The 26,581-nt window shown below is 70.5% G+C and carries 27 protein-coding genes and 1 riboswitch; of the genes, 18 read left to right on the top strand and 9 right to left on the bottom strand.

The window, feature by feature from the left end; translation table 11 throughout:
- Positions 1–3: 3 nt before the first annotated feature.
- The 4 genes from OG257_RS12075 to gcvT form a co-directional block, all read right to left on the bottom strand.
- Positions 4–1,389, bottom strand: a complete 1,386-nt coding sequence (locus tag OG257_RS12075; protein WP_329207185.1) for an L-serine ammonia-lyase — start codon at positions 1,387–1,389, stop codon at positions 4–6.
- A gap of 155 nt (positions 1,390–1,544) precedes the next feature.
- Positions 1,545–2,804 carry a serine hydroxymethyltransferase gene (glyA, locus tag OG257_RS12070; RefSeq protein WP_329207184.1) on the bottom strand — a complete coding sequence of 420 codons (1,260 nt, stop codon included), beginning with the start codon at positions 2,802–2,804 and terminating at the stop codon, positions 1,545–1,547.
- Between the two features lie 18 nt (positions 2,805–2,822).
- Positions 2,823–3,200 (bottom strand): glycine cleavage system protein GcvH, encoded by a 378-nt coding sequence (gcvH, locus tag OG257_RS12065; protein WP_329207182.1) that lies wholly within the window; start codon positions 3,198–3,200, stop codon positions 2,823–2,825.
- A 91-nt stretch (positions 3,201–3,291) separates the two neighbouring features.
- Complete coding sequence (gene gcvT / locus OG257_RS12060) at positions 3,292–4,422, bottom strand: glycine cleavage system aminomethyltransferase GcvT (RefSeq protein ID WP_329207180.1); 1,131 nt, start codon at positions 4,420–4,422, stop codon at positions 3,292–3,294.
- A 157-nt stretch (positions 4,423–4,579) separates the two neighbouring features.
- A riboswitch (glycine riboswitch) is annotated at positions 4,580–4,677 on the bottom strand.
- A 187-nt stretch (positions 4,678–4,864) separates the two neighbouring features.
- Here gcvT and OG257_RS12055 point away from each other — a divergent pair.
- The 10 genes from OG257_RS12055 (at position 4,865) to OG257_RS12010 (ending at position 15,264) form a co-directional block, all read left to right on the top strand.
- The gene (locus OG257_RS12055; protein WP_329207178.1) at positions 4,865–5,539 is read left to right on the top strand and encodes an AAA family ATPase; all 675 of its coding nucleotides are present in this window, start codon (positions 4,865–4,867) and stop codon (positions 5,537–5,539) included.
- A gap of 141 nt (positions 5,540–5,680) precedes the next feature.
- Positions 5,681–6,448, top strand: coding sequence for an enhanced serine sensitivity protein SseB (locus OG257_RS12050; RefSeq protein ID WP_329207176.1), 768 nt, complete (start codon positions 5,681–5,683; stop codon positions 6,446–6,448).
- Positions 6,449–6,594: 146 nt separating this feature from the next.
- Positions 6,595–7,386, top strand: coding sequence for an enhanced serine sensitivity protein SseB C-terminal domain-containing protein (locus tag OG257_RS12045; protein WP_329207174.1), 792 nt, complete (start codon positions 6,595–6,597; stop codon positions 7,384–7,386).
- 186 nt (positions 7,387–7,572) lie between these two features.
- Positions 7,573–9,240 carry an ABC transporter substrate-binding protein gene (locus OG257_RS12040; protein ID WP_329207173.1) on the top strand — a complete coding sequence of 556 codons (1,668 nt, stop codon included), beginning with the start codon at positions 7,573–7,575 and terminating at the stop codon, positions 9,238–9,240.
- Positions 9,241–9,325: 85 nt separating this feature from the next.
- Positions 9,326–10,330, top strand: a complete 1,005-nt coding sequence (locus OG257_RS12035; protein ID WP_329207172.1) for an ABC transporter permease — start codon at positions 9,326–9,328, stop codon at positions 10,328–10,330.
- 1 nt (position 10,331) lies between these two features.
- On the top strand, positions 10,332–11,294 hold the full coding sequence (locus tag OG257_RS12030) for an ABC transporter permease (RefSeq protein ID WP_329207171.1): 963 nt from the start codon (positions 10,332–10,334) through the stop codon (positions 11,292–11,294).
- A gap of 6 nt (positions 11,295–11,300) precedes the next feature.
- On the top strand, positions 11,301–12,293 hold the full coding sequence (locus OG257_RS12025) for an ABC transporter ATP-binding protein (protein ID WP_329207170.1): 993 nt from the start codon (positions 11,301–11,303) through the stop codon (positions 12,291–12,293).
- Entirely contained in the window at positions 12,290–13,627 is a 1,338-nt protein-coding gene (locus OG257_RS12020; RefSeq protein WP_329207168.1) for an ABC transporter ATP-binding protein, read from the top strand. Before OG257_RS12025 ends, OG257_RS12020 begins: the two co-directional genes overlap by 4 nt.
- A 47-nt stretch (positions 13,628–13,674) precedes the next feature.
- Positions 13,675–14,346: a trimeric intracellular cation channel family protein gene (locus tag OG257_RS12015; RefSeq protein WP_329207166.1), complete on the top strand. Its 672-nt coding sequence runs from the start codon at positions 13,675–13,677 to the stop codon at positions 14,344–14,346.
- A gap of 51 nt (positions 14,347–14,397) precedes the next feature.
- Positions 14,398–15,264 carry a thioesterase family protein gene (locus OG257_RS12010; RefSeq protein ID WP_329207165.1) on the top strand — a complete coding sequence of 289 codons (867 nt, stop codon included), beginning with the start codon at positions 14,398–14,400 and terminating at the stop codon, positions 15,262–15,264.
- A 56-nt stretch (positions 15,265–15,320) separates the two neighbouring features.
- On the opposite strand, the gene OG257_RS12005 is transcribed toward OG257_RS12010, so the two are convergent.
- Positions 15,321–16,154, bottom strand: coding sequence for an alpha/beta fold hydrolase (locus OG257_RS12005; RefSeq protein ID WP_329207163.1), 834 nt, complete (start codon positions 16,152–16,154; stop codon positions 15,321–15,323).
- 10 nt (positions 16,155–16,164) lie between these two features.
- Entirely contained in the window at positions 16,165–16,788 is a 624-nt protein-coding gene (locus OG257_RS12000; RefSeq protein ID WP_329207162.1) for a TetR family transcriptional regulator, read from the bottom strand.
- A gap of 106 nt (positions 16,789–16,894) precedes the next feature.
- Between OG257_RS12000 and OG257_RS11995 the strand changes: the two genes are divergently transcribed.
- From OG257_RS11995 to OG257_RS11985, 3 genes are all read left to right on the top strand, one after another.
- A complete protein-coding gene (locus OG257_RS11995; RefSeq protein ID WP_329207161.1) occupies positions 16,895–17,050 on the top strand; it encodes a hypothetical protein in 156 nt (51 codons plus the stop codon).
- A 47-nt stretch (positions 17,051–17,097) separates the two neighbouring features.
- Entirely contained in the window at positions 17,098–17,454 is a 357-nt protein-coding gene (locus OG257_RS11990; protein WP_329207159.1) for a DUF4190 domain-containing protein, read from the top strand.
- A 168-nt stretch (positions 17,455–17,622) separates the two neighbouring features.
- Positions 17,623–18,792, top strand: a complete 1,170-nt coding sequence (locus tag OG257_RS11985) for a cysteine desulfurase family protein (protein WP_329207157.1) — start codon at positions 17,623–17,625, stop codon at positions 18,790–18,792.
- On the opposite strand, the gene OG257_RS11980 is transcribed toward OG257_RS11985, so the two are convergent.
- The gene (locus tag OG257_RS11980; protein WP_329207155.1) at positions 18,785–19,483 is read right to left on the bottom strand and encodes an N-acetylmuramoyl-L-alanine amidase; all 699 of its coding nucleotides are present in this window, start codon (positions 19,481–19,483) and stop codon (positions 18,785–18,787) included. The two genes, OG257_RS11985 and OG257_RS11980, sit on opposite strands and share 8 nt — an antisense overlap.
- 61 nt (positions 19,484–19,544) lie before the next feature.
- Here OG257_RS11980 and mnmA point away from each other — a divergent pair, with 61 nt between their 5' ends.
- On the top strand, positions 19,545–20,675 hold the full coding sequence (gene mnmA, locus OG257_RS11975; RefSeq protein WP_329207152.1) for a tRNA 2-thiouridine(34) synthase MnmA: 1,131 nt from the start codon (positions 19,545–19,547) through the stop codon (positions 20,673–20,675).
- Between the two features lie 58 nt (positions 20,676–20,733).
- On the opposite strand, the gene OG257_RS11970 is transcribed toward mnmA, so the two are convergent.
- Both OG257_RS11970 and OG257_RS11965 read right to left on the bottom strand, forming a co-directional pair.
- Entirely contained in the window at positions 20,734–21,534 is an 801-nt protein-coding gene (locus OG257_RS11970) for an alpha/beta fold hydrolase (RefSeq protein WP_329207150.1), read from the bottom strand.
- Positions 21,535–21,596: 62 nt separating this feature from the next.
- A complete protein-coding gene (locus tag OG257_RS11965; protein WP_329207149.1) occupies positions 21,597–21,932 on the bottom strand; it encodes a DUF427 domain-containing protein in 336 nt (111 codons plus the stop codon).
- A 77-nt stretch (positions 21,933–22,009) separates the two neighbouring features.
- Between OG257_RS11965 and OG257_RS11960 the strand changes: the two genes are divergently transcribed.
- The 4 genes from OG257_RS11960 to ligA are packed head-to-tail and all read left to right on the top strand — an operon-like array spanning position 22,010 to position 26,558.
- Positions 22,010–22,549: a TIGR00730 family Rossman fold protein gene (locus OG257_RS11960; RefSeq protein WP_329207147.1), complete on the top strand. Its 540-nt coding sequence runs from the start codon at positions 22,010–22,012 to the stop codon at positions 22,547–22,549.
- A gap of 28 nt (positions 22,550–22,577) precedes the next feature.
- Positions 22,578–23,267 (top strand): SDR family oxidoreductase, encoded by a 690-nt coding sequence (locus OG257_RS11955; RefSeq protein WP_329207145.1) that lies wholly within the window; start codon positions 22,578–22,580, stop codon positions 23,265–23,267.
- A gap of 35 nt (positions 23,268–23,302) precedes the next feature.
- Positions 23,303–24,328 (top strand): methionine synthase, encoded by a 1,026-nt coding sequence (locus OG257_RS11950; RefSeq protein ID WP_329207143.1) that lies wholly within the window; start codon positions 23,303–23,305, stop codon positions 24,326–24,328.
- A 31-nt stretch (positions 24,329–24,359) separates the two neighbouring features.
- A complete protein-coding gene (gene ligA / locus OG257_RS11945; protein ID WP_329207142.1) occupies positions 24,360–26,558 on the top strand; it encodes an NAD-dependent DNA ligase LigA in 2,199 nt (732 codons plus the stop codon).
- Positions 26,559–26,581: the final 23 nt, after the last annotated feature.

Genomic DNA, 26,581 nt, shown 5'->3' with positions numbered 1-26,581 from the left:
TGCCTAGCACTCGATGATGTTCACCGCGAGTCCGCCGCGCGCGGTCTCCTTGTACTTCACGCTCATGTCCGCGCCCGTCTCCTTCATGGTCTTGATGACCTTGTCGAGGGAGACCTTGTGGCTGCCGTCGCCGCGCAGCGCCATCCTGGCCGCCGTGACGGCCTTCACCGCCGCCATGCCGTTGCGCTCGATGCACGGGATCTGCACGAGGCCGCCCACCGGGTCGCAGGTCAGACCCAGGTTGTGCTCCATGCCGATCTCGGCGGCGTTCTCCACCTGCTCGGCGGAGCCGCCGAGGACCTCGGCGAGGGCGCCCGCGGCCATCGAGCAGGCGGAGCCGACCTCGCCCTGGCAGCCGACCTCGGCGCCGGAGATGGAGGCGTTCTCCTTGAAGAGCATGCCGATGGCTCCGGCGGCCAGCAGGAAGCGGACGATGCTGTCGTCCTTCTCGGCCTCGGTGCAGCCGCCCGCGGCGAAGTTCATGTAGTAGTGCAGGACGGCGGGGATGATGCCCGCCGCACCGTTGGTCGGGGCGGTGACGACACGCCCGCCCGCGGCGTTCTCCTCGTTGACGGCCATCGCGTAGAGGGTGATCCACTCCATCGCGTTCGCCTGCGGGTCGCCCTCGGCGCGCAGCTGGCGGGCCGAGTTCGCGGCACGGCGGCGGACCTTCAGACCGCCCGGCAGGATGCCCTCGGTGGCCATGCCGCGCGCGACGCAGGCCTGCATGACGCGCCAGATCTCCAGGAGGCCGGTGCGGATCTCGGCCTCGGTGCGCCAGGCCTTCTCGTTCTCCAGCATGAGGGAGGAGATGGACAGGCCCGTCTCGCGGGCGAGCCGCAGCAGCTCGTCACCGGTGCGGAAGGGGTGCTTGAGGACGGTGTCGTCCGGGACGATCGGGTTCTCGCCGGCCACCGCGTCCTCGTCGACGACGAAGCCGCCGCCGACCGAGTAGTACGTCTTCTCCAGGAGGAGGGTGCCCTCGTGGTCGTACGCGAAGATCGTCATCCCGTTGGCGTGGTACGGCAGTGCCTTGCGGCGGTGCAGGACCAGCTGCTCGTCGGTGTCGAAGGGGATCTCGTGCATGCCGAGGAGGTTGATGCGCCCCGTGGAGCGGATCTCCTCGACCCGGCTGTCGGCACCCTCGACGTCGACGGTACGGGGGGACTCGCCCTCCAGGCCGAGCAGGACGGCCTTGGGGGTGCCGTGGCCGTGGCCGGTCGCGCCGAGCGAGCCGTACAGCTCCGCCCGTATCGAGACGGTGTGGGCCAGCAGGCCCTCGTTCTTGAGGCGGCGGGCGAACATGCGCGCCGCGCGCATCGGGCCGACCGTGTGGGAGCTGGACGGGCCGATGCCGACCGAGAAGAGGTCGAAGACCGAGATGGCCACGGGAGGACTCCTAAGGGGGTTGGTAGACGCCGTTGTCTGCCGGGTGGTGCGGGCCGGGCCGGTGGGCCCGAAGAGCGCGGGGACAAGGGTGGGGGCACCGTGCTCACTGTTCAGTGTGCGCGGTGCCCCCACCCGACGTGCAAACTGCGGGTGACCTACTTGAGGCCGGGGTACAGCGGGAACTTCTCGGCCAGCGCGATCACGCGGGCCTTCAGGTCGTCCGCGTCGAAGGCCGGCTTCAGCGCCGAGGCGATGATCTCGGCGACCTCGGTGAAGTCCTCGGCCTGGAAACCGCGGGTGGCCAGCGCCGGCGTACCGATCCGCAGGCCCGAGGTGACCATCGGGGGGCGCGGGTCGTTCGGAACGGCGTTCCGGTTGACCGTGATGCCGACCTCGTGGAGGCGGTCCTCGGCCTGCTGGCCGTCCAGCTCGGAGTTGCGCAGGTCCACCAGGACCAGGTGCACGTCCGTGCCGCCGGTCAGGACGGAGACGCCGACCTCGGTGACGTCCGGCTGCACCAGACGCTCGGCGAGGATGCGGGCACCGTCCAGGGTGCGCTGCTGGCGCTCCTTGAACTCCTCGGTGGCCGCCACCTTGAAGGAGACCGCCTTGGCCGCGATCACGTGCTCCAGCGGGCCGCCCTGCTGACCGGGGAAGACCGCCGAGTTGATCTTCTTGGCGAGCTCCTGCGTCGACAGGATGACGCCACCGCGCGGACCGCCGAGGGTCTTGTGCGTGGTGGTCGTGACGACATGGGCGTGCGGCACCGGGTTGGGGTGCAGACCCGCGGCCACCAGGCCCGCAAAGTGGGCCATGTCGACCATCAGGTATGCGCCGACCTCGTCCGCGATGCGGCGGAACGCGGCGAAGTCGAGCTGACGGGGGTACGCGGACCAGCCGGCCACGATCAGCTTCGGCTTGGACTCCTTGGCGAGGCGCTCGACCTCGGCCATGTCCACGATGCCGGTCTCGTCGACGTGGTACGGGACCACGTTGTAGAGCTTGCCGGAGAAGTTGATCTTCATGCCGTGGGTCAGGTGACCGCCGTGGGCCAGGTTCAGGCCCATGATCGTGTCGCCCGGCTTCAGCAGCGCGAACATCGCGGCGGCGTTCGCCTGCGCACCGGAGTGCGGCTGGACGTTCGCGGCCTCGGCGCCGAAGAGCGCCTTGATCCGGTCGATCGCGATCTGCTCGACCACGTCGACGTGCTCGCAGCCGCCGTAGTAGCGGCGGCCGGGGTAGCCCTCGGCGTACTTGTTGGTGAGGACGGAGCCCTGCGCCTCCATGACCGCGACCGGAGCGAAGTTCTCCGAAGCGATCATCTCGAGGGTGGACTGCTGGCGGTGGAGCTCGGCGTCGACAGCGGCGGCGACGTCCGGGTCCAGCTCGTGGAGGGAGGAGTTGAGAAGCGACATCAGGGGGTCCCTTGGGTCTCAGTTGCCGGAGAACTCGGAGTACTCGTCGGCGGAGAGCAGGTCCTTCGGCTCCTCCGCGACGCGTACCTTGAACAGCCAGCCGCCCTCGAAGGGGGCGGAGTTCACCAGCGCCGGGTCGTCCACGACGTCCTGGTTGGCATCGGTGACCTCGCCGGTCACCGGCGAGTACAGGTCGCTGACCGACTTGGTCGACTCCAGCTCACCGCAGGTCTCGCCCGCGGTCACCGTGTCACCGACCTCCGGGAGCTGGGCGTAGACCACGTCGCCGAGCGCGTTGGCCGCGAACTCGGTGATACCGACCGTGGCCACACCGTCCTCGAGGGCCGACAGCCACTCGTGCTCCTTGCTGTACCGCAGCTGCTGGGGGTTGCTCATGACCTGAATTCTCCTGTACGCGGGGGAGTGCTGATGAACGGTGGTCTTACGGTGTGAGACGGGACTACGTCACGTGCGGGACGCCCCGTTGTCACTTCTGACGCTTGTAGAAGGGCAGTGCGACGACCTCGTACGCCTCGTGGGTACCCCGGATGTCTACGCCGACGCCCTCGGTACCGGGCGCGGCGTGCGCCGCGTCCACGTACGCCATGGCGATCGGCTTGCCCAGCGTCGGCGACGGCGCGCCGGACGTGACCTCGCCGATGACCTTGCCGTCGGCGACGACCTGGAAGCCGGCGCGCGGCACCCGGCGGCCCTCGGCCACCAGGCCGACGAGCTTGCGGGGCGGGGCGGTCTCGGCGCGCTCGGCGGCGGCCAGCAGCGCCTCGCGGCCGACGAAGTCGCCCTCCTTCTCGAACTTCACGACCCGGCCAAGACCCGCGTCGAACGGGGTCAGCGCGGTGGTCAGCTCGTGCCCGTACAGCGGCATGCCCGCCTCCAGGCGCAGCGTGTCGCGGCAGGAGAGGCCGCACGGGATCAGGCCGTGCGGGGCGCCCGCCTCGGTGAGCGCCTTCCACAGCTGCTCGGCGTGCTCGGGGGCGACGAAGAGCTCGAAGCCGTCCTCGCCGGTGTAGCCGGTACGGGCGATGAGCGCGGGAACACCGGCGACGGTGCCGGGCAGGCCCGCGTAGTACTTCAGCCCGTCCAGGTCGGCGTCCGTGACCGACTTCAGGATGGCGGGGGACTCGGGGCCCTGGACGGCGAGCAGCGCGTAGGCGTCGCGGTCGTCGCGCACCTCGGTGTCGAAGCCCCCGGCGCGCCCGGCGAGCGTGTCGAGCACGAGCTGTGCGTTGCCCGCGTTGGCGACGACCATGTACTCGGGGGCCTCGTTCTCGCCCAGGCGGTAGACGATCAGGTCGTCCAGGATCCCGCCGTCCTCGGCGACGATCATCGTGTAGCGGGCCCGGCCCACGCCGACGGTGGCGATGTTGCCCACCAGCGCGAAGTTCAGGAAGGCCGCGGCCTGCGGTCCGGTGACGGTGATCTCGCCCATGTGCGACAGGTCGAAGAGCCCGGCCCGGGTGCGTACGGCGTTGTGCTCGTCGCGCTCACTGGCGTACCGCAGGGGCATGTCCCAGCCGGCGAAATCGGTCATGGTCGCGCCCAGGGAGCGATGCAGCGCATCGAGGGCGGTGAGACGGGAGGCGGGGGCAGTGCTCATGGGCATGGCTCCAGGGCATGACGACAGAGGACGTTCCCTCCCCATCTGTCATCGGAACCTGAGAGGTTCGCCGAGAGCCCCTGAAAGGGTCAGCCCCTACGGGGGTCGGCTTGCACCTTGGGTGGAGCCGCGCGAGCGGCCCGCTTTTCAGATCTGCCTCATCCACGCGGTACGGGGCCTGAGAGATTCAAGGGAGGAACTTGCTCCTTCGGCGCCCGGCGCACACAGTGACCGGGACTCTCCCGCGCGGATTCAAACGGCCGGTATGCAGTTGGCGGGGTCATCATCGCACGCATTGCGCCAGAGTGGGGCGACCGGATCCGCGCAGGCACCCGGGGCCGTCCGGGCGCCGACACGTGCGGCCGGAACCGGTTGTGCCGCATTACCTTTTCTTTACACTTCTTGGGCAGGTCAGGTGTGGTGACTCGGCAGGGGGAGGGCGATGACGTTGCAGCCGTACGCGACGACCGCAGGGGCGGCACGCGGTGCTGTGCCCGCGCAGCAGGGTGCCCGCGCCCGGGGGCTCCTGGGCACGCACGCTCCGGTGGTGCGTGATCTGCGGGGCAGGAAGGGGCTCGGCCCGCGCAGCCTGGACTTCGTCGCCGGCGATGTGGTGGTGGTCTCCGGACTGCCCGGCAGCGGGAAGTCGACGCTGATCCGGCGCGCGGTGCGGGAGCACGCCATCGACTCCCAGGACACCAGGGACCGCTGGGCGGGCTCCCTGCCCGCCTTACTCCCGTACGCCCTCTACCGGCCGCTGGTCCGCGCCGCGCACTACCTCGGGCTGTGGCGGGCGCTCCGCTCGGGCGGATCCGTCGTCGTGCACGACTGCGGGACCCAGGCCTGGGTGCGGCGCTGGCTGGCCCGCGAGGCCGGGCGCCGGGGCCGCACGCTGCACCTCGTCCTGCTCGACGTCACCCCTCATGTGGCCAGGGCGGGCCAGCGGGAGCGCGGAAGGGGCGTATCCGGATACGCCTTCGCCCGGCACCGCGGTGCGGTCGGACGGCTGCTGCGCGACACGGAGAGCGGACTGCTGCCGCCCGGTTGTGCGTCCGCGGTGCTGCTCGACCGGGAGGCCGCAACGGCGATCGAACGGATTTCGTTCGCAAACGCATAGACCGGTGAGCGCCGTCCGGCCGTCCGGAATCTGGACGGTCCGGCGGCCCGGCCTGCGCTGTTTCCTGTGTCACTGCCGTCCGGGCGCGGCTCGGACTAAGGTTTCTGCCGCACAGCATGGCGAGAAAGGGACACAGACACCGTGGACATTCCGGCCCAGGCCCCCGTCCATCCGCAGCACGGATGGCCGGCCAACGAGCTCGAGGAAGTGCTCAGCGCCTCCCTCGGCGTGCCCGGAGCCGGCGGCCGCCTGGTCGAGGTGCTCGGCCGCAGCCGCGTCTGGGTGCCCCTGCCGAACGGCGGCGGGCCCGACAGCCCCGACCTCGACCTGCCCACGGTCGACATCGACGGTGCCGCGTACGTACCGGTGTTCAGCTCCGAGGCCCAGTTCCTGCACTGCGTCGGCGCCCATTTCTCGTTCACCGTCGCGCCCGCCCGCGAATTCGCCCGCGGGCTGCCCCCGCAGCTGGGCATCGCCGTCAATCCCGGCGGGGCGGTCGGTGTGCCGCTGCCGCCGCCGGCCGTCGCCGAGCTCTGCCGGGCCGGGCGCACCGCGCTGGACGGGCCCTCCGGCGGGCGGGTCCGGCTCTACGAGCCGGACTGGAAGGAGGACCCCGTCGACTTCCTCGCCGCGGTGGCCGGCGAATTCCAGGACATCGGTGTCGTGAGCACCGCACGCAGGGCGCTGGCCAGCATCGAGGGCGGCGACCCCGTCCTCTTCGTCGGCGTCGAGTTCGCCACCTGGGACGGTGCCGGACAGAGCGCCCCGATGGACGCGCTGGGCCGTGCGCTCGGCCGGGTCCAGCTGCCGTGGCCGGTCAATCTGGTCCTGCTCGACGTGGCCCAGGACCCCGTGGGGGACTGGATGCTGGAGAAGGTGAGGCCGTTCTACCGGCGCGAGGGGTACTGAGTCCGCTTCGCCCGTGGCGTCAAGCCGGTGTCAGGGGCGACGCATAAGCTGGTTTGATGGCGAGGCCGCACCCGTCGTGCCCGGGTGCGGGGCAACAGCACCGCGGCACGACGGGGCAGCGGAACGAACGAGGGGCGGGACCCAGGGTGAGTGCGTCAGGCACCGCGGAGGCCGGGCAGGTCGAGCACATGCTGCGGCAAGTGGCCCCCGGGCGCCTCGACGCCTACGAGGCGCTGCTGCAGGCCCTGACCGACGGCCAGGTCTGGATGCTGCTCTGGCACGGCACCGCGGGCTCGCCCGATGCCCAGTACGGCAACATGGAGATCGACGGCATGGGCTACGCCCCGTGCGTGACCTCCGCCCAGGAACTCTCGGCCAGCGGCTGGAACAGGTCCCACGAGCTGGTCACCGGCCGCGAGATCGCCCGGTCCCTCTTCCCCGACCGCTGGGGCATCTGGCTCAACCCGCACGCCCCCGGCGGCGGCGTCGGCATCCCCTGGCTGGACCTGCGCCGCATCGCGACAGGCCTCGACCGGATGCCCGCCGGTCCGCTGCAGCTCTCCGACCCCGCCATCGAGATCCCGCAGTTCTACGCCCTTCTGTCGCACAACGCCCACCGCACCCCCGCCGTCCGCGCGCTGCGCCGCGCCTGGGTGCAGCCCGCGCTGGGCGCCCCGTATCTCGCGATCGGGCTCGATCTCTACGACACGGGCCGGCCCTCCGTCGACGCGGTCCGCGCGATGATGCAGCAGTCGATCGGCGTGGTCCCCGACGGACTGCCCGTCTCGACGGTGTCCATGTCCGACGAGTACGACCCCGTCGCCATGTGGCTGCGCGCCAACTCCCGTCCGTTCTACGACCGCGAGGCGCACGCCCCGGCGGGCCCGCCGCCCGCTGCCGCGCCGGGGTACGGCTACCCGCCCTCGCACCTCCGCTGAACCCGCCCCGATTGCGAACGGGTTAACAAGCGCGGGCAGGATGTCCCGTATCTGGTCGGTTTGTTGAGTGTCCGGGTCTCAGGTAGGTATCACCGCTATGCGGACTGTTCTCCGGGCTGCTTCGCGAATGTAGTGTTCGGGCGAATCAATACCTCTCCACACACTGCTGACCTGGGGTGGACCCACATGCGAATATTCAAGTCCCGAACTGTTCGGGTGATCACGGCGGCTGTCGCCGTCGGCCTGATCGCCACGGGCTGCTCCAGTGAGCGGGACAACGATGCCAAGGACGGAGCGAAGGACACCTTCGTCTTCGCAGGTGCGGGCGACCCCGGGTCCCTGGACCCGGCGCTGGCCAGCGACGGTGAGACCTTCCGGGTCACGCGTCAGGCCTTCGAAGCCCTGCTCGAGCACGAGCCCGGCGGTTCCAAGCTCGTCGGCGGACTCGCCGAGAAGTGGGAGAGCGACCCCGCCGGCAAGGTGTGGACGTTCAACCTCCGTAAGAACGTGAAGTTCCACGACGGCGAGGAGTTCAACGCCGCCGCGGTCTGCGCGAACTACGACCACTGGTTCAACTGGGCGGGTACGTACCAGTCCAGCGCGGTCTCGTACTACTGGCAGTCCATCATGGGCGGCTTCGCGAAGAACGAGGACCCCGAGGCGCCGAAGGCGAACTACAAGTCCTGCACCGCGAAGGACGCCAACACGGCGGTCATCGAGGTCAACGAGCCCTCGGCCAACCTGCCCGGCGGCTTCTCCCTGCAGGCCCTGGCGATCCACTCGCCGAAGGCCCTCAAGGAGTACGAGAAGCAGGACGCGACCGCCAAGGGCGACGCGATCACGTACCCCAAGTACAGCCAGGAGGCCGGCACGGTCGCCGGCACCGGCCCGTACAAGATCACCAAGTGGAACAAGAGCAACAAGGAAGTCAGCCTCGCGCGCTTCGACGACTACTGGGGCGCCAAGGCCAAGGTGAAGAACCTGGTCTTCCGCACGATCGACACCGAGGAGGGCCGCCGCCAGGCGCTCCAGGCCGGTGACATCGACGGCTACGACCTGGTCGCGCCCGCGGACATCAAGACGCTGGAGTCCGAGGGCTACGAGGTCCCGACCCGTGACGTCTTCAACCTCTTCTACGTGGGCATGACCCAGTCGAAGAACCCGGCGCTGAAGAAGCCCGAGGTCCGGCAGGCCATCGCGCACGCCATCGACCGCGAGAACATCGTCAAGACCCAGCTGCCCGAGGGCGGCAAGGTCGCCACGCAGTTCATGCCCGACACGGTCGCCGGCTTCTCGGACAAGGTGAAGCAGTACCCCTTCGACACGAACAAGTCGAAGCAGCTCCTGAAGGCCGCCGGCGAGAGCAAGCTCACGCTCGAGTTCTGCTACCCGACCGAGGTCACCCGCCCCTACATGCCTGCCCCGCAGGACATGTTCGAGCTGATGAAGGCCGACCTCGAGAAGGCCGGCATCACGGTCGTCCCGAAGGCCATGAAGTGGGCCCCGGACTACCTGGACGCCACCGAGGCCGGCTCCTGCGCCCTGCACATGCTGGGCTGGACCGGTGACTTCAACGACGGCTTCAACTTCATCGGTACCTGGTTCGCCGGCGCCGACAAGCAGTGGGGCTTCAAGGACGACAAGGTCTTCGACTCGGTGAACGCCGCTTCGAAGGTCGTCGACCCCGCCGGACGCGTCGAGGCCTACAAGAAGGCCAACGAGACCATCATGGAGTACCTGCCGGGTCTCCCGATCTCGTCCTCGCCGCCCGCGATCGCGTTCGCCAAGAACGTCAACCCGCCGAAGGTCTCCCCGCTGACGCAGGAGAACTTCGCCGAGGTCTCCTTCAAGTAACCGCACATCAGTGGGTCCGCCCGGCCACCCCTTCCCGGTGGCCGGGCGGACCCACTTTTCGACACGTTAGAAAGGGGCACGCGGGGTGCTGCGACTCGTCGTACGAAGACTGCTACAGCTCATACCCACCCTGCTCGGCCTGTCGGTTCTGCTCTTCCTGTGGCTGAACCGGCTGCCCGGCGGACCCGCCTCAGCGATCCTGGGCGAGCGGGCGACCGAAGCCGAAGTGGCGCGCATCAACCGGGTGCTGGGGCTCGACGAGCCCGTCTACGTCCAGTACTGGCGCTTCCTCAAGCGCATCTTCGAACTGGACCTCGGCACCTCCACCCAGACAGGTCAGCCGGTGTGGGACGAATTCGTCCTGCGCTTCCCGGCCACCGTGGAACTCAGCGTCGCCGCGATCGTCATCGCGGTCCTGATCGGCATCCCGATGGGCTACCTCGCCGCCCGCCACCGCGGTGGCTGGCTCGACGTCGCCTCGGTGTCCGGATCGCTGATCGGCATCTGCATCCCCGTGTTCTTCCTCGCGCTGATACTCAAGGGCATCCTCGCCGTCCAGCTGCACATCTTCCCGAGCTACGGACGGCTCTCCACGGGTCTCGACGCCACGAACATCACGGGATTCGCCACCCTGGACGGCCTGCTGACCGGTGAGCTCGACGCGACCTGGGACGCGATCATGCACCTGGTGCTGCCCGCGATCGCCCTCGCGACCATTCCGCTCGCCGTGATCGTGCGCATGACCCGGGCGAGCGTCCTGGAGGTCCTCGGCGAGGACTACATCCGCACCGCCGAGTCCAAGGGCCTGGAGAAGCGGGTCGTTCGCGGCCGTCACGTGCTGCGCAACGCGCTGCTCCCCGTGGTCACCGCGGTGGGCCTGCTGACCGGCAGCCTGCTGTCGGGCGCGGTGCTGACCGAGTCGGTCTTCTCCTTCGGAGGCATCGGCTCCTTCATCCGTACCTCGATCGACGCCCGCGACTACCCGGTGCTGGTCGGGTTCATCCTCTTCATCGCGATGGTGTACGTCCTCATCAACCTGCTGGTCGACCTCGCGTACAGCATCATCGACCCGAGAGTGCGGGTGCACTGACGTGACGACATTGACCAACAGGGCCGACAAGATCGACCGGCTCGCCGAACTGACCCAGCAGACCGAGTCGACCGCGGGCGCGAGCCTGTGGCGCGAGGCCCTGCGGCGGCTCAGGGGCAGCAAGATGGCCATCATCGGCGCGGTCGTCATCGGCGTGTTCGTGGTGCTCGCGATCGTGGGACCGTGGATCGCCCCCTACAGCCCCACCGCCCAGACCTGGCGCGGCGAAGTCTTCACCAACCAGGGCAAGTTCGTCGGAATGCGCGGCGAGAACTGGTTCGGCCTCGACCACCTCGGCCGCGACCTGTTCTCCCGCATGCTCGTCGGCGCACGCCAGACCCTGCTCGTGGGTGTGGTCTCGATGCTCATCGGCCTGGTCATCGGCGCGATCGTCGGTGTGCTGTCCGGTGCCGCCGCGACCCTCGGCGGCAAGGTCGGGCAGCGGATCGACACCGTGATCATGCGTATCACCGACCTGATGCTGTCGCTGCCCTCGCTGCTCCTGGCGGTATCCATCGCCGCCGTGATGGGCCAGTCCCTGACCACCGTGATGATCGCCGTCGGCGTCGTCCAGATCCCCGTCTTCGCCCGTCTGCTGCGCGGCTCGATGCTCGCCCAGGGCGGCGCGGACTACGTACTGGCGGCCAAGGCGCTCGGCATCCGGAAGAAGCGGATCGTCCTCACGCAGATCCTGCCCAACTCGCTGAGCCCGGTGATCGTCCAGGCGACGCTCAGCCTCGCCACCGCGATCATCGAAGCCGCGGCCCTGTCCTACCTCGGCCTCGGCAACCCCGACCCGGCGATCCCGGAGTGGGGCGTCATGCTCTCCCAGGCGCAGCGGTTCTTCGACAACGAGCCGATGATGGCCGCCTATCCGGCCGTCGGGATCATCATCACCGCACTGGGCTTCACCCTGCTCGGCGAGGCCATGCGCGAAGCCCTCGACCCGAAGCTGCGAGGCTGATCTCCCATGGCACTGCTCAATGTTGACCAGCTCAGCGTCACCTTCGGCGGACGCGGCCGCAGGGACTCCGTCGCCGTCGACGGTGTCTCCTTCACCGTGGACCAGGGCGAGGTCGTCGGTCTGGTGGGCGAGTCCGGCTGCGGCAAGTCCGTGACCTCGCTCGCCCTGATGGGCCTGCTGCCCGACAAGGGCGTGAAGGTCGGCGGACGTGTGGAGTTCGACGGCCAGGACCTGCTGACCATCAGCCGGCGCAAGCTCCGCGACATGCGCGGCAGCCAGCTCGCGATGATCTTCCAGGACCCGCTGTCCTCGCTGAACCCGGTGATCCCCATCGGTGTCCAGGTGACCGAGATCCTCCAGCGGCACCGCGGCCTGAAGGGGGAGGCCGCCCGCAAGGAGGCCGCCCACCTCCTGGACCGGGTCGGTATCCCGGACCCGCGCCGGCGGCTGAAGGAGTACCCGCACCAGCTGTCCGGCGGTATGCGGCAGCGTGCGCTCATCGCCATGGCGGTGGCCTGCGCACCCCGGCTGCTCATCGCCGACGAGCCGACCACCGCGCTCGATGTGACCATCCAGGCCCAGATCCTGGAACTCCTCAAGGAACTGGTCGACCAGGAGGGCACCGCCCTGCTGATGATCACCCACGACCTCGGGGTCGTCGCCGGCATCTGCGACCAGGTCAACGTCCTCTACGCGGGACGGGCCGTGGAGTCCGCGGACCGGCGTGAGCTGTTCGCCGCACCCACGCATCCGTACGCGCACGGCCTGCTCGGGTCCATCCCGCGTCTGGACGCACCGCGCGGGGAGCCGCTCCACCCGATCCGCGGATCGATCAACGACAAGATCGCCTGGGCCGACGGCTGCGCCTTCGCGCCCCGCTGCGATTTCTACACGATGGAGTGCCTCACGGGCACTCCCGAACTGACCGAACCACGCACGGCCGGACACCAGGTGCGCTGTGTCAACCCGGTCCTGCCCAAGGCGGAGGTTTCGGCATGAGCCTGCTCGAACTCGACGATGTGAAGGTCCACTTCCCCGTCAAGAAGGGTGTCTTCTTCGACCGTACGGTCGGACACGTGTACGCCGTGGACGGCATCTCGCTGAGCGTCGAGGCCGGACAGACGTACGGGCTCGTGGGCGAGTCGGGCTGCGGCAAGACGACCCTGGGCCGTGCCGTGCTGCGGCTCGTGGACATCACCTCCGGTGAGGTCGTCTTCGACGGCACCGACCTGGCCAAGCTGCCGGACGAGGAGATGCGCCGGTACCGCCGCAGGCTCCAGATGGTCTTCCAGGACCCGCTCGGCAGCCTCAACCCGCGGCAGAACATCGAGTCGATCCTCTCCGAGGGCATGGCGGCCCACGGGATCGGCACCGACCGGGACGACCGCCGGGAGAAGATCAAGGCGATCCTCGCCAAGGTCGGACTGCCCGCGAACTCGCTGTCCCGCTATCCGCACGAGTTCTCCGGCGGCCAGCGCCAGCGCATCGGCATCGCCCGCGCCCTGGTGCTCGAACCGGACGTGATCATCTGCGACGAGCCGGTCTCGGCGCTCGATGTGTCGATCCAGGCGCAGGTCATCAACCTGCTGGAGGAGCTGCAGCAGTCGCTGGGGCTCACCTACCTCGTCATCGCCCACGACCTCGCCGTCGTCCGGCACATCTCCGACGTCATCGGGGTCATGTACCTGGGCTCCCTGGTGGAGGAGGCGCCGAGCGACGCGCTGTACGCCGGCCCGAAGCACCCGTACACCCGGGCGCTCATGTCCGCGGTGCCGGTGCCCGACCCCGAGGTCGAGGACCGGCGGGAGCGGATCCTGCTCCAGGGCGACCTGCCCTCGCCGGCCAACCCGCCGGCCGGCTGCCGGTTCCACACCCGCTGCCCGTGGGTGCAGGACAAGTGCGCGCTCGAGCGTCCGGTCCTGACGGACGTCGGTGACGGGCACAAGGTGGCCTGCCACTTCGCGGCCGAGATCGAGGACGGGACGATCGGGCTGACCCGGGCCACGGGTATCGAGGCGGTCGTGGGGACGTCCACCGAGGAGCCGGTCGCCGACAAGGCGCCCGCTGTGAAGGTGCCCGCCCAGAAGGCCCCCGCCGATTCGGTCGCAGTGGCGCCGGTGGCGGAGAAGTCCGCCGGAGCGGAAGCCGAAGCCGATGCCGAAGCGGAAGCGGAAGCCGAAGCCGAAGCCGAAGCGGAAGCCGGTTCGGAGAAGGCGTCCGCGCCCGAGGGTGAGGCAGCCGACACCGCCGACGCCCCGGACGAGCCGGCGGACGCGGACGCGGCCGCGCCCGTGGCCGAGGCCGGCTCCGAAGGGAAGGCCGGCACCGCCTGACGGCCTCCGGGTGACATCGTGGGCACCGGACGTTGTAGAACTGTCCGGTGCTCAACGAACTCTTCACTCCCTCCGTCCAGCATGCGCTCGACCTCGTCGGGATCTTCGTCTTCGCGATCTCGGGCGCCCTGCTCGCCGTACGCAAGAACTTCGATGTCTTCGGCATCGCGGTGCTCGCCGAGGTGACAGCGCTGGGCGGAGGGATTTTCCGCGATGTGATGATCGGGGCGATCCCGCCCGCGGCCTTCACGGATCTCGGCTACTTCCTGACCCCGCTGCTCGCGGCCGGCCTCGTGTTCTTCCTCCACCCGCACGTCGAGCGGATCCAGGTCGGCGTCAACGTCTTCGACGCGGCAGGCCTCGGCCTGTTCTGTGTCGCCGGCACGGTCAAGGCCTACGACTACGGTCTCGGCCTCACCTCCTCGGCCGTCCTGGGGCTGGCCACCGCCGTCGGAGGCGGTGTGCTGCGCGACGTACTCGCCAACGAGGTGCCGTCCCTGCTGCGCTGGGACCGCGACCTGTACGCGGTGCCCGCGATCGTCGGCGCGGTCATGGTGGTGCTCTGCATCCGCTTCGACGCCCTCAACGCCTTCACCAGCGGTACCGCGGTCATCACCGCGTTCGTCCTGAGGCTGCTGGCGATGCGCTTCCACTGGCGGGCTCCGCGCGCCTACAACCGGCGCTCGGCGACCGCGGAGGAGACCCCGGCGGTCATGTAATCGTCATACAAAGCTACCGCTCAGTAACGCAGTCGGTGTACCGTGCATCGCATGGCACAGGCAGCAGCGCAGGCGCCGCGCACAGCGCAGGCAACCATCGGTGACAGCGAGTTCGACCGCGACACCGCCGTCACACTCCGTGAAGAGGGCGTCTACGACGCCGAGCTCTCCGCGGGATGGACGATCATCCACGCCGTCAACGGCGGCTATCTGCTGGCCATGCTCGGCCGGGCGCTCGGAGAGGCTCTCCCGCACTCCGACCCGTTCTCGGTCTCCGCGCACTACCTCACGGCCTCCGTCCCGGGCCCCGCCGTCATCCGTACCCAGGTGGTCCGCACCGGCCGCACGCTCTCCACCGGAGAGGCCTCGCTCTTCCAGTACGCGGAGGACGGCAGCGAGATCGAGCGGATCCGCGTGCTCGCCACCTACGGCGATCTGGACGGCCTCACCGGCGACGTCCTCACGTCCGCCGAACTGCCCGCCATCCCGCCGCGGGAGCACTGCCTCGGCCCGGCCGACGGCCCGGCGGCGATCCCCGGCAGCTCCGCCATCACCGAACGGCTCGACATCAAGCTCGACCCGGCGACGATCGGCTGGGCCATCGGCGCACCGTCCGGCAAGGGCGAGATGCGGGGCTGGTTCGGACTCGCGGACGGCCGCGACGCGGACCCGCTCTCACTGCTGCTCACCGTCGACGCGCTGCCGCCGACCTCGTTCGAGCTGGGCCTGAAGGGCTGGACGCCCACGATCGAGCTCACCACCCACATCCGCTGCCGCCCGGCTCCCGGGCCGCTGCGCGTCTCCATCACCACCCGCAACCTCGCGGGCGGTTTCCTGGAGGAGGACGCGGAGGTCTGGGACAGCGCCGACCGTCTGGTGGCACAGTCCCGCCAGCTGGCCCGCGCACCACGCGGCTGAGCGGCGGAGGACCGGAGCGCCGGCCTCGATCCGCCCGCGCGAGGGCGCGGCAGCGGTTACGGGTGTGTACGCAGGAAGCCGGCGAGGGCTGCGGTCAGCTCGGCCGGCGCGTCCTCCTGGACGAGGTGCCCGGCCCCGGCGACCAGCCGGAGTCCGGCGCCCGGAATCAGCGCGGCCAGTTCATGCCCCCGGGCGACGGGGATCCAGGTGTCCTCGGTGCCCCAGCAGATCAGTACGGGCAGCTCGAGCTCGTCGTACCGGTGCTGGATGTCGTCGGTGAACCGCTGGTCGTTCTGGGCGATCTGCCGGTAGAAGGCGGGCTGCCCGGTCTCGGTGCACCACGGGGCGACGAGCCGTTCGAGCACCTGGGGATGCAGTCCCGGATGGCTCGCGGAACTCACGTACTCGGTCACCAGCGCGCGATGCAGAGCGGCCGGCAACTCTACGAACACTTCGGCGTGGCCGCCCAGCAGCCGGTACGCGGGCGAGCCCCACGGGGCCAGCGCCACCGGGTCGACGAGCGCGAGGCGCCGGTAGCGGGCGCCGTGCAGGAGGTGCGCGCGCAGAGCGACGCAGCCGCCGAAGTCGTGGGCCGCCACGGCCGGTTCGGGCAGGCCCCAGTGGGCGAGCAGCTCGGTGAAGACCCAGGCCTGGGCGCGCAGGGACACGTCCTGGTCCTCGAACTGGGCGGAGGCGCCGTAGCCGGGCAGGTCCCACACGTACACGCGGTGGTCCTGGGCCAGCGCACGGGCGACACCGCGCCAGACGTACGAGGAGAAGGGCGTGCCGTGCACCAGGACGACCGGCGGGGCCTGCTCCGGGCCGAGCACGGCCCAGCGCACCTCGCCCGAGGAACTGGTGAAGGTCCGGTCGAGAGTCCATTCGCTCATGGCGACGACCCTATGGGCTGTCCAGCCAGTGGGCCCGGCCCAGCGTGACCAGGCGCAGTCGGCGTCGCGCCTGCCGGACGACCGCCCGCTCGTCCTTGGGGCCCGCGTCCAGGAGCGCCGAGGCGGTGAGCACCATGTGGTCGACGTACAGCCCGCCCAGCATCAGGAGGTCCTCCCGGTCCCAGCCGGCCGACTCCGGCTCCGTGCCGAGGGCCGCCGCCACCTCCTCGGCGAAGCGGCGCAGCTGGCAGGTTATGGCCTCGCGGACGGGGCCCACGCCGCCGTGCTGTTCGCGGGCGATGAAGCGGAAGTGGGCCGGCTGCTCGGCCACATGACGGGCGATCAGTTCGACGCTGCGGTCCAGTCGCTCCTCGCTGTCGCCCGTCTCGGCGAGGATCGCCCCGATCATGCCGTGCAGGCTGCCCAGGGTCTCCTCGACGAGGGCGACGCCCAGTGCCGCCGTGTCGTCGAAATGGCGGTAGAAGGCGGTCGGGGCGACGCCCACGGCCCGCGTCACCTCACGCAGGCCCAGGCTGCTCAGGCTCTGGTGCTCCAGCAGCCGCAGGGCGGCGTCCAGGAGTGCCTGACGTGTCTTCAGCTTCTGGGCCTGGCGGATGCCGACGGTGTGACTCATGCCATTCAGTAAACAACCGTTCTCCGAGTCTTGGAAGGGGTCGGGGGTCTAGACTGTGAAGTCAGTGAACACTCGTACTCTCAAATGTTCGCAGAAAGGGCCACACATGTTCGTCCTCGTCGCCGCCCTGCTCCTGCTGGGGGTCGTCCTCGGAGCGGTCGCACATCTGCCGCTGCCCCTGGCGCTGACGGCAGCCGCCCTGATCGGCCTCTGGCTGGCGCTCTTCGGAGTCCGTGAGCGCCTCGGCCGCCGGACCCGCTGACCCGGCCCCCGACCGCGTATCCCACCGGATCCGAAGGAGCACGCACCATGACCCTCACCACCGCACTCGCCCGCCGAACCCGTACCCGAACCCGGAACGCCACCGGGGCCGGGGCCGCTCCGCAGGCCGACCGGACGCCCGGCGTCCGCGCGCCCTCCCGTGAAGCCTCCCGCGAGGCGGACGGCCTGGCCGTCGCCTCGTTCGTGCTCGGGCTGCTCGGCCTCCTGGTGATGAACATCCTGCTCGGGCCCGTCGCCATCGTCATGGCGGTCATCGCCCTCGCCCGCTCCACCGCCCGCCGCGGCCGCGCCCTGCTCGGGCTCGCCCTCGGCATCGCCGACCTGGTCGTCCTCGCCGTCCTGGTCACCGAGAACGGCACCGTCTCCTGGAACTTCGGCGGCTGACCGGGGCGGGCCGAGAGCTCTCCCGGTACCGGATCGGGCTCCGGGCCGGGGTGGGGCCGCACGCCTTCCCGACCGCCTTCCCGAACGCCTTCCAGGACCCCCCTCGGGAGCCCTGACCCCATGCGCCCGGCATGAGCCCCGCCGCGGACTCGTAGAATCGTGTCCACCATGGCCTACCTCGACCACGCAGCGACCACTCCGATGCTCCCGGAGGCGATCGCGGCGATGACCGCGCACCTCGCCGTCACCGGCAACGCGTCCTCCCTGCACGCCGCCGGGCGCCGGGCCCGCCGCACCGTCGAGGAGTCCAGAGAGACGCTCGCGGACGCCCTCGGCGCGCGCCCCAGCGAGGTGGTCTTCACCTCGGGCGGGACCGAGGCCGACAATCTCGCCGTGAAGGGCCTCTACTGGTCCCGGCGCGATGCGGACCCCCGCCGCACCAGGGTCCTCGCCAGCCCCGTGGAACACCACGCCGTGATCGACGCCGTCGACTGGCTCGCCGAGCACGAGGGCGCCACCGTCGACTACCTGCCCGTCGACCGGTACGGACGTGTGCACCCCGAGGCCCTGCGCGAGGCGATCCTCCGCAACCCCGACGATGTCGCGCTGATCACCGTCATGTGGGCCAACAACGAGATCGGCACCGTCATGCCGATTCGCGAACTGGCCGATGTCGCGCGCGAGTTCGATGTGCCCATGCACTCCGACGCGGTACAGGCCTTCGGGCAGCTCGAGGTCGACTTCGCCCGGTCGGGGCTGGCCGCGATGACCGTCAGCGCACACAAGATCGGTGGCCCCTTCGGTGTCGGAGCGCTGCTCCTGGGCCGTGACCACACCCCCGTCCCCGTGCTGCACGGCGGCGGACAGGAGCGCCATGTGCGCTCCGGCACACTCGATGTGCCCGCCGTCGCCGCCTTCGCGGTCGCCGGACGGCTCGCCGCCGACGGGCGTGAGGACTTCGCCCGCGAGATCGGTGCGCTCCGCGACGACCTGACCGCGGCGGTCCTGCAGGCCGTCCCCGATGCGGTCCTCGGCGGTGACCCGGCCCCCGGCGGCCGGCTGCCCGCCAACGCCCACTTCACCTTCCCCGGCTGCGAGGGCGACTCCCTCCTGCTGCTGCTCGACGCCCAGGGCATCGAGTGCTCCACCGGCTCCGCGTGCACGGCGGGCATCGCCCAGCCGAGTCATGTGCTGCTGGCCACGGGCACCGACCCGGACCTGGCCCGCGGCACCCTGCGCTTCTCGCTCGGCCACACCTCCGCCAAGCAGGACGTCGAGGACGTCGCGCGGGCGATCGGCCCCGCGGTCGAACGGGCCCGTACGGCAGGGCTCAGCTAGCCTTCGTCGCCTCCGCGGCCTTGGCTGCCCTGGAAGCGGCCCGGACCAGCTTCATGTAGCGGTCCCAGTCCCAGTGCGGTCCTGGATCCGTGTGGTCCGTGCCCGGCACCTCGACGTGCCCGATGATGTGCTCGCGGTCCACGGGTATCCCGTACCGCGCGCATATCGCTGCCGTCAGCCGCGCCGAGGACTCGTACATCCGGGCCGTGAAGTCCTTCGGGCGGTCGACGAAGCCCTCGTGCTCGATGCCGACACTGCGTTCGTTGAACGAGCGGTTTCCTGCGTGGTACGCCACGTCCAGCTCGCGGATCATCTGCGTCACACGGCCGTCCTGGCCGACGATGTAGTGCGTCGCGGCACGGTGCGCCGGATCCTGGAAGACCTTGACCGCGCTGGCGAAGCTGCCCTGGGTGACATGGATGATCACCCGGTCCACGCCGTAGTCGTCGGGGCGGTCGGCCCGCCGCCAGTTCGCCTCGGAGGCCGCCACCCACCGGGCACCGGCGAAGTCCAGCTCACCGGGCTTGCGGGGCTTCTCCACGCCCGGTACCCGCCACCAGACGCGCCGGATCTCCTCCGCGGCCAGCGCGGCCGTGCCCACGGCGGTCGCGGCGCCGCCGATCAGCAGCGAGCGTCTGCTGATGCCGCGCGACCCGCTCCCGGATCCTCCGGCCCTGCCTCTGGTCCCCATGTGATCGTCAACGCATATCCGCGCGCATTCGGTTCCCGGGGACCCGTACTCTGGATGGGCTATGACTGAGACCTCCCAGCGCCCCCTCCGTGTGCTCGCCGCCATGTCGGGCGGAGTCGACTCCGCCGTCGCCGCGGCCCGTGCCGCCGAGGCAGGCCACGACGTGACCGGTGTGCACCTCGCCCTCTCCGCGAACCCGCAGTCCTTCCGTACCGGGGCACGCGGCTGTTGCACCATCGAGGACTCCCGGGACGCCCGCCGTGCGGCGGACGTCATCGGCATCCCGTTCTACGTCTGGGACCTCGCGGAACGCTTCCGCGAGGACGTCGTGGACGACTTCGTGGCGGAGTACGAGGCGGGGCGCACCCCCAACCCCTGCCTGCGCTGCAACGAGAAGATCAAGTTCGCCGCACTGCTCGACAAGGCCCTGGCCCTCGGCTTCGACGCGGTCTGCACGGGCCACTACGCCACCGTCGTGCTGAACGACGACGGCACCCGGGAGATGCACCGCGCCTCGGACATGGCCAAGGACCAGAGCTACGTCCTCGGAGTCCTGGACGAGAAGCAGCTCGCGCACGCCATGTTCCCCCTCGGCGACACCCTCACCACCAAGGACGAGATCCGCGCCGAGGCCGAGCGCCGCGGCCTGGCCGTCGCCAAGAAGCCCGACAGCCACGACATCTGCTTCATCGCCGACGGCAACACCCAGGGCTTCCTCGCGGACCGTCTCGGTGGCCCTGCGGAGGGTGACATCGTCGACGAGTCCGGTACGAAGGTGGGCACCCACGAGGGCGCCTTCGGCTTCACCATCGGCCAGCGCAAGGGTCTGCGCATCGGCCACCCCGCCCCCGACGGCAAGCCCCGCTACGTGCTGGACATCTCGCCGGTGAACAACACGGTGACGGTCGGCCCGGCCGAGGCCCTCGACGTCACGGCCCTCACGGCCATCAAGCCCCGCTGGTGCGGTACGGCCCCGGCCGGCCCCGGTACGTACACCGCGCAGCTGCGCGCCCACGGCGGCGAGACCGAGGTGACGGCGGAGCTGACCGACGGCACCCTGCACGTCTCGTTCACCGAGCCCGTACGGGGTGTGGCCCCCGGCCAGGCCGTCGTCCTGTACGACGGCACCAGGGTGGTCGGCTCCGCCACCATCGCCACGACCGTCCGCCGCGAGAGGGCGGCGGCGGGCTGACGCACAGCCTCGGACCGGGTCGCTCCCCTGCGGCGACCCGGCCGGTTCAGGGGGTCCGCTACGACGTCTCGCGCAGGAACACGTCCCGCGCGAAGAAGTCCGCCAGGACCGGTGCGATCGCCTGCGGTGCCAGATCGCGCGTCTGGCCGGTCAGCGTGCGGTGCCGTGCCCGGGGGACCGCCGCCGCGAGGGCGAGAGTCGTCTCACGGGTCCGGTCGGGACTGAAGCCGCCGCAGACCACCAGCGTGCGCGCCGTCACGGACGCGAAGCGCTCCGCCGGGACCGTGCCGTTGCCCAGCAGTGCGTCGTCGTACGCCAGGGTGTGCGCCAGCGCTTCCAGGCTCTTCCACAGGGGGGCGTGCCGCATGCGGGCGATCGTCTCCTCCGGGACGCCGGTCCGGGACATGTACAGGGCGACGGCGCCGTCGCGGTCCCCGATGGACAGCATCCGGTGCAGCCGGGCCGTGCAGCGGGACTTGAACAGGAGGCCGGCCGGCCCGGGGGTGTACGGCGGTTCGTAGACCGCGAGGAGATCCACGGGCAGCCCCGCCGCCTGCGCCTCCAGGGCCAGCGCGCCGCCCGACAGCATGCCGAACAGCGACACCCGCTCGCCCACCCGGGCCGCCACCGCTGCCAGGTCCTCGATCTCGCGCCGGACCGTGTACGGACCGCTGTCGCCGCTGGAGCCGCGGCCACGGCGGTCGTACGTGACGACCGTGAACCGCGGAGCGAGCAGTTCGGCGAGCGGTGCCTCGGTCGCCGCGCTGCTCAGCGCCCCGCCGACCAGGATCACCGGCGGCCCGTCACCCCGACGCCGGTAGGCGACGGACGTGCCGTCACGGGAGAGAGTCTTGTCCATGTGAGGGTTGACCGATGCCGCCCGCAAAACTCATCGGTCGTCACCAGAAGTATTTTTGACGGTCAGTCGGTGACGACGGCCGTGTCGTAGAAGCAGAAGTGGTCCTTGATCGCGGCGACTTGGTCCTTGGGCTCCGGATAGGCCCAGACGAGGTCCGCCGCCCCGGGCAGCGACCAGTAGGACGCATCCCCCTTGAACGGGCAGTGCGTACGGGTGTCCGAGGGCGTCAGCAGCTCCGTACGGACGTCCTCGGGCGGCAGGTAATACCTGACCGGGCAGCCCGTCTCGCGCAGGGCGAGCGGACGCCGGCTCTCGGCGAGCAGCTGCCCGTCGCGTACCACGCGCACGTGCACGGCTTCGGGCTCGACGGTGATGCGGTGTCCTGATGCGGAAGTCATGACTGGTTCAGCCGTCCGGCGGGCCGGTTTCTTCCCGCTCCGGGGGAGTGCCGGGGGGCGGCCCGTACGGTGGTGGCATGAACATCTGTGTCTTTCTCTCCGCCGCCGACCTCGACGACCGCTACACCGTGCCCGCCCGGGAATTCGCCGAACTGCTGGGCCGGGGCGGGCACACCCTGGTCTGGGGAGGGTCGGAGAGCGGACTCATGAAGGTCGTCGCCGACGGGGTGCAGGCGGCCGGCGGGCGGCTCGTGGGCGTGTCGGTGGAGTTCCTGGCGGCGAAGGCGAGGACCGACGCCGACGAGATGGTGATCGCCAAGGACCTGGCCGAGCGCAAGGCGCTGCTCCTGGAGAAGTCCGACGCGGTCGTCGTCATGGTCGGCGGCACGGGGACGCTCGACGAGGCCACGGAGATCCTGGAGCTGAAGAAGCACGGCAAGAACACCATGCCCGTCGTCCTGCTGAACACGGCCGGGTTCTACGACGGTCTGCGCCAGCAGTTCCAGCGCATGGAGGACGAGGGCTTCCTGCCGGTGCCCCTCACCGACCTGGTCTTCTTCGCCAAGGACGGTGTCGGGGCGCTCGCCTACCTGGAGGAGTCGGCCGGCCTGCGGTGAGGCCGGGGCGGGGTGACAGCATGAGGGCATGCCTACTCATCTCATCACCGGGGCCGGCTCCGGTATCGGAGCGGCCGTCGCCCGCCGCCTGTTGGAGCGCGGCGACGAGCTCGTGCTGCTGGCCCGGGACGCGGGGCGGGCCAAGGAACTGGCCGCCCTCCACCCCGGGGCCCGCACGCTCGTCGGCGACCTCGGCAACCCGGACCGGCTCTCCTGGGCCTTCGGACAGCAGCCGATGCCCGAACGGCTCGACTCGCTGCTGCACATCGCGGGCGTCGTCGAACTCGGCAGGATCGGTGACCTCACCCCCAAGGCCTGGCACTTCCAGCTCAACGCCAACCTGATCGCCCCCGCCGAACTGACCCGGCTGCTGCTGCCGCAGCTGCGCGTCTCCAAGGGCAGCGTCGTCTTCGTGAACTCCGGCGCCGGGCTCGAAGCCCACGCCGAGTGGGGCGCGTACGCCGCCAGCAAGCACGGCCTGAAGGCCCTCGCCGACTCGCTGCGCCACGAGGAGCACGGCAGCGGCGTCCGGGTGACATCTGTCTATCCCGGGCGCACCGCCAGCCCCATGCAGGCCAAGGTCCACCAGCAGGAGGGCAAGGAGTACGACCCCTCACGCTGGATCGACCCGGAGTCCGTGGCCACCACGATCCTGCTGGCGATCGACCTGCCGCGCGACGCCGAGATCAACAACCTGACGGTCCGCCCCGGCCGCTGAGAAACCGGGGGCGGTACGGCCCGTAGGCTCTGCCCGTGAGCGAGAAGAGCAAGTTCAGCGGGTGTGCCGCCACCGGTATCGGGTCCATGCCGGGCGGTGACGCACGGGAAGCGGCCAAGACCGTCGCCGGGTCCTTCGCCGACGGGCAGGGCATGCCGTACCTGGCGGAGCTGCCCGCGCGGGGACCCGGTGCGGACATGACCGGGCGGACCATCGGGCTGCTCGTCGAGATGTACGGCCATGTCGAGCCCAGTGGCTGGCGGATCAGCGACCGTCCCGGCAGGGACACCCGCCGCGCCCGCTCCTGGCTCGGCGAGGACCTCGACGCCCTGGAGGAGCACACCCAGGGCTACGAGGGGCTCCTCAAGGTCCAGGCGGTCGGCCCCTGGACCCTGGCCGCCGGCCTTGAGCTGCGGGGCGGCGAGGCCATGCTCGGCGACCCGGGAGCCTGCCGTGACCTGGCCGGTTCGCTGGCGGAGGGGCTGCGCACGCACCTCGCGGACGTCCGGCGCCGGGTTCCCGGCGCCGAGGTCGTGCTCCAGCTCGACGAACCGTCCCTGACCGCCGTACTCCTGGGGCGGGTCAGGTCCGCGAGCGGTTACCGGACCTACCGGGCCGTGGACCGCCAGGTCGTCGAGGGAACCCTGCGCGAGCTGCTCGCGGTGAACGGCGACGGGCCGACGGTGGTCCACTCGTGTGCCCCCGAGGTGCCCTTCGCCCTGTTGCGCCGCGCCGGTGCGGGCGCCGTCTCGTTCGACTTCTCTCTCCTCACCGAGCGTGAGGAGGACGCGATCGGGGAAGCCGTCGACGCCGGCACCCAGCTCTTCCTCGGCGTGGTTCCCGGAGTCGACGCGGCCTCGACCGCATTGTCGGACCCTGGCGGTAGCGTCATGGGTGTCAGGACGTTGTGGAGCAGGCTGGGGTTCAATCCGGGGACTCTCACCGAGTCCGTCGTGATCACCCCGTCCTGCGGGCTGGCGGGGGCATCGCCCGCGTACGCGCGCGCCGCGCTCGCCCACTGCGCCCGGGCCGCGAGGTCACTCGCAGACAACCCTGAGTAACGGGGCAACGGGTCAACGGGAGGATCGGACGATGGCCGGCGAACAGCAGGCACAGCAGCTGACCGGTGTGCCGGCGGAGGCGCAGGAACAGCACGCGCTCCTGGCCGAGCAGATCGAGGAACACCGCTTCCGGTACTACGTGAAGGACCAGCCGGTCGTCAGCGATGCCGAGTTCGACCGGCTGATGCGTGCGCTGGAGGCCATCGAGGACCAGCACCCCCAGCTGCGTACGCCGGACTCGCCGACCCAGAAGGTCGCCGGGCCGTACACCACGGAGTTCACGTCCGTGGAGCACCGCGAGCGCATGCTCTCCCTGGACAACGCCTTCGACGACGGGGAGCTCGCGGCCTGGGCCGAGCGTGTCGCACGGGACGTCGGCACGGGCGGCGGCTACCACTTCCTGTGCGAGCTCAAGGTGGACGGTCTCGCCGTGAACCTCACCTACGAGCACGGGAAGCTGACCCGCGCGGCGACCCGCGGCGACGGCCGGACCGGCGAGGACATCACGCCCAACGTCCGCACGATCGCCGAGATCCCGCACCGCCTGAAGGGGGACAGGATCCCCGCGCTCGTCGAGATCCGCGGCGAGGTCTTCTTCCCGATGGAGGCCTTCGAAGGGCTCAACGCCCGCCTGGTGGAGGCCGACGACAAGCCCTTCGCCAACCCGCGCAACGCGGCGGCCGGCTCCCTGCGCCAGAAGGACCCGAAGGTCACCGCCACCCGCCCGCTGCACATGGTGGTGCACGGCATCGGAGCCCGCGAGGGCTTCGACATCGACTGCCTCTCGCACGCCTACGAGCTGCTGAGCGAATGGGGCCTGCCGACGGCCCGGCACAACAAGGTGGTCGACTCCCTCGACGGCGTACGGGAGTTCATCGCGTACTTCGGGGAGAACCGCCACTCCGTGGAGCACGAGATCGACGGGGTCGTCGTCAAGCTCGACGAGATCCCGCTCCAGGGCCGGCTGGGCTCCACCTCGCGCGCACCGCGCTGGGCGATCGCCTGGAAGTACGCCCCGGAAGAGGTCAACACCAAGCTGGTCAACATCCGGGTCGGCGTCGGACGCACCGGCAGGGTCACGCCGTACGCCCAGGTGGAACCCGTCGAGGTGGCGGGCTCCGAGGTCGAGTTCGCCACCCTGCACAACCAGAACGTGGTGAAGGCCAAGGGCGTCCTCATCGGCGACACGGTGGTGCTCCGCAAGGCGGGCGACGTCATCCCGGAGATCCTCGGCCCGGTCGTCGACCTGCGCGACGGCAGCGAGCGGGAGTTCGTCATGCCGGCCGACTGCCCCGAGTGCGGTACGCCGCTGCGCCCCATGAAGGAGGGCGACATCGACCTCCGTTGCCCCAACGCGCGGTCCTGCCCGGCGCAGTTGCGGGAGCGGGTGGCTTACCTCGCCGGACGCAAGTGCCTGGACATCGACCACTTCGGCTATGTGGCGGCCGCTGCTCTGACCAAGCCCCTGGAGCCCGCCGAGCCGCCCCTGCTGGACGAGGGCGACCTCTTCGGCCTGACGGTGGAGCAGCTGCTGCCGATCCGGGCCTACGTCCTGGACCAGGACAGCGGGCTGCCCAAGCGCGATCCGAAGAGCGGCGAGGAGAAGATCGCGACGGTCTTCGCCAACCAGCAGGGCGAACCGAAGAAGAACGCCGTGGCCATGCTCGACGGCATCGCGGCGGCACGGCAGGCCCCGCTGGCCCGGGTCCTCACCGGGCTCTCGATCCGTCATGTGGGGCCGGTGGCCGCCGTGGAGCTGGCCAGGCAGTTCCGGTCCATCGACCGGATCGACGAGGCGTCCGAGGAGGAGCTGGCCGCCGCCGACGGGGTCGGACCGATCATCGCCGCCTCGGTCAAGCAGTGGTTCGCCGAGGACTGGCACCGCGAGATCCTGCGCAAGTGGCGGGAGGCCGGTGTCCGGATGGAGGACGAGGGAGCGGGCGAGGACGAGGGGCCGCGACCGCTCGAAGGGCTCACCGTCGTCGTCACGGGCACGCTGGCCACACACACCAGGGACGGTGCGAAGGACGCGCTGCAGAGCCGGGGGGCGAAGGTGACCGGTTCCGTCTCGAGGAAGACCTCCTTCGTCGTGGTGGGCGAGAACCCGGGGTCGAAGTACGACAAGGCGATGCAGCTGAAGGTCCCCGTCCTCGACGAGGACGGGTTCGCGGTTCTGCTCGAGCAGGGGCCGGACGCCGCGCGTGAGGCGGCTGTGCCGGTAGAGGCGTGATCGAGACCCGATGTCCGAAGTGA

The sequence above is a fragment of the Streptomyces sp. NBC_00683 genome (genome assembly GCF_036226745.1).
Classification (GTDB): Bacteria; Actinomycetota; Actinomycetes; order Streptomycetales; family Streptomycetaceae; genus Streptomyces.
This window is presented reverse-complemented; position numbering and strand designations above follow the sequence as displayed.

Coding starts and splice junctions, on each gene's coding strand:
- glyA (WP_329207184.1), bottom strand. CDS start 2,804: ATGTCGCTTCTCAACTCCTCCCTCCACGAGCTGGACCCGGACGTCGCC.
- gcvH (WP_329207182.1), bottom strand. CDS start 3,200: ATGAGCAACCCCCAGCAGCTGCGGTACAGCAAGGAGCACGAGTGGCTG.
- gcvT (WP_329207180.1), bottom strand. CDS start 4,422: ATGAGCACTGCCCCCGCCTCCCGTCTCACCGCCCTCGATGCGCTGCAT.
- OG257_RS12055 (WP_329207178.1), top strand. CDS start 4,865: ATGACGTTGCAGCCGTACGCGACGACCGCAGGGGCGGCACGCGGTGCT.
- OG257_RS12040 (WP_329207173.1), top strand. CDS start 7,573: ATGCGAATATTCAAGTCCCGAACTGTTCGGGTGATCACGGCGGCTGTC.
- OG257_RS12025 (WP_329207170.1), top strand. CDS start 11,301: ATGGCACTGCTCAATGTTGACCAGCTCAGCGTCACCTTCGGCGGACGC.
- OG257_RS12020 (WP_329207168.1), top strand. CDS start 12,290: ATGAGCCTGCTCGAACTCGACGATGTGAAGGTCCACTTCCCCGTCAAG.
- OG257_RS12010 (WP_329207165.1), top strand. CDS start 14,398: ATGGCACAGGCAGCAGCGCAGGCGCCGCGCACAGCGCAGGCAACCATC.
- OG257_RS12005 (WP_329207163.1), bottom strand. CDS start 16,154: ATGAGCGAATGGACTCTCGACCGGACCTTCACCAGTTCCTCGGGCGAG.
- OG257_RS12000 (WP_329207162.1), bottom strand. CDS start 16,788: ATGAGTCACACCGTCGGCATCCGCCAGGCCCAGAAGCTGAAGACACGT.
- OG257_RS11995 (WP_329207161.1), top strand. CDS start 16,895: ATGTTCGTCCTCGTCGCCGCCCTGCTCCTGCTGGGGGTCGTCCTCGGA.
- OG257_RS11990 (WP_329207159.1), top strand. CDS start 17,098: ATGACCCTCACCACCGCACTCGCCCGCCGAACCCGTACCCGAACCCGG.
- OG257_RS11985 (WP_329207157.1), top strand. CDS start 17,623: ATGGCCTACCTCGACCACGCAGCGACCACTCCGATGCTCCCGGAGGCG.
- OG257_RS11980 (WP_329207155.1), bottom strand. CDS start 19,483: ATGGGGACCAGAGGCAGGGCCGGAGGATCCGGGAGCGGGTCGCGCGGC.
- mnmA (WP_329207152.1), top strand. CDS start 19,545: ATGACTGAGACCTCCCAGCGCCCCCTCCGTGTGCTCGCCGCCATGTCG.
- OG257_RS11970 (WP_329207150.1), bottom strand. CDS start 21,534: ATGGACAAGACTCTCTCCCGTGACGGCACGTCCGTCGCCTACCGGCGT.
- OG257_RS11965 (WP_329207149.1), bottom strand. CDS start 21,932: ATGACTTCCGCATCAGGACACCGCATCACCGTCGAGCCCGAAGCCGTG.
- OG257_RS11960 (WP_329207147.1), top strand. CDS start 22,010: ATGAACATCTGTGTCTTTCTCTCCGCCGCCGACCTCGACGACCGCTAC.
- OG257_RS11955 (WP_329207145.1), top strand. CDS start 22,578: ATGCCTACTCATCTCATCACCGGGGCCGGCTCCGGTATCGGAGCGGCC.
- ligA (WP_329207142.1), top strand. CDS start 24,360: ATGGCCGGCGAACAGCAGGCACAGCAGCTGACCGGTGTGCCGGCGGAG.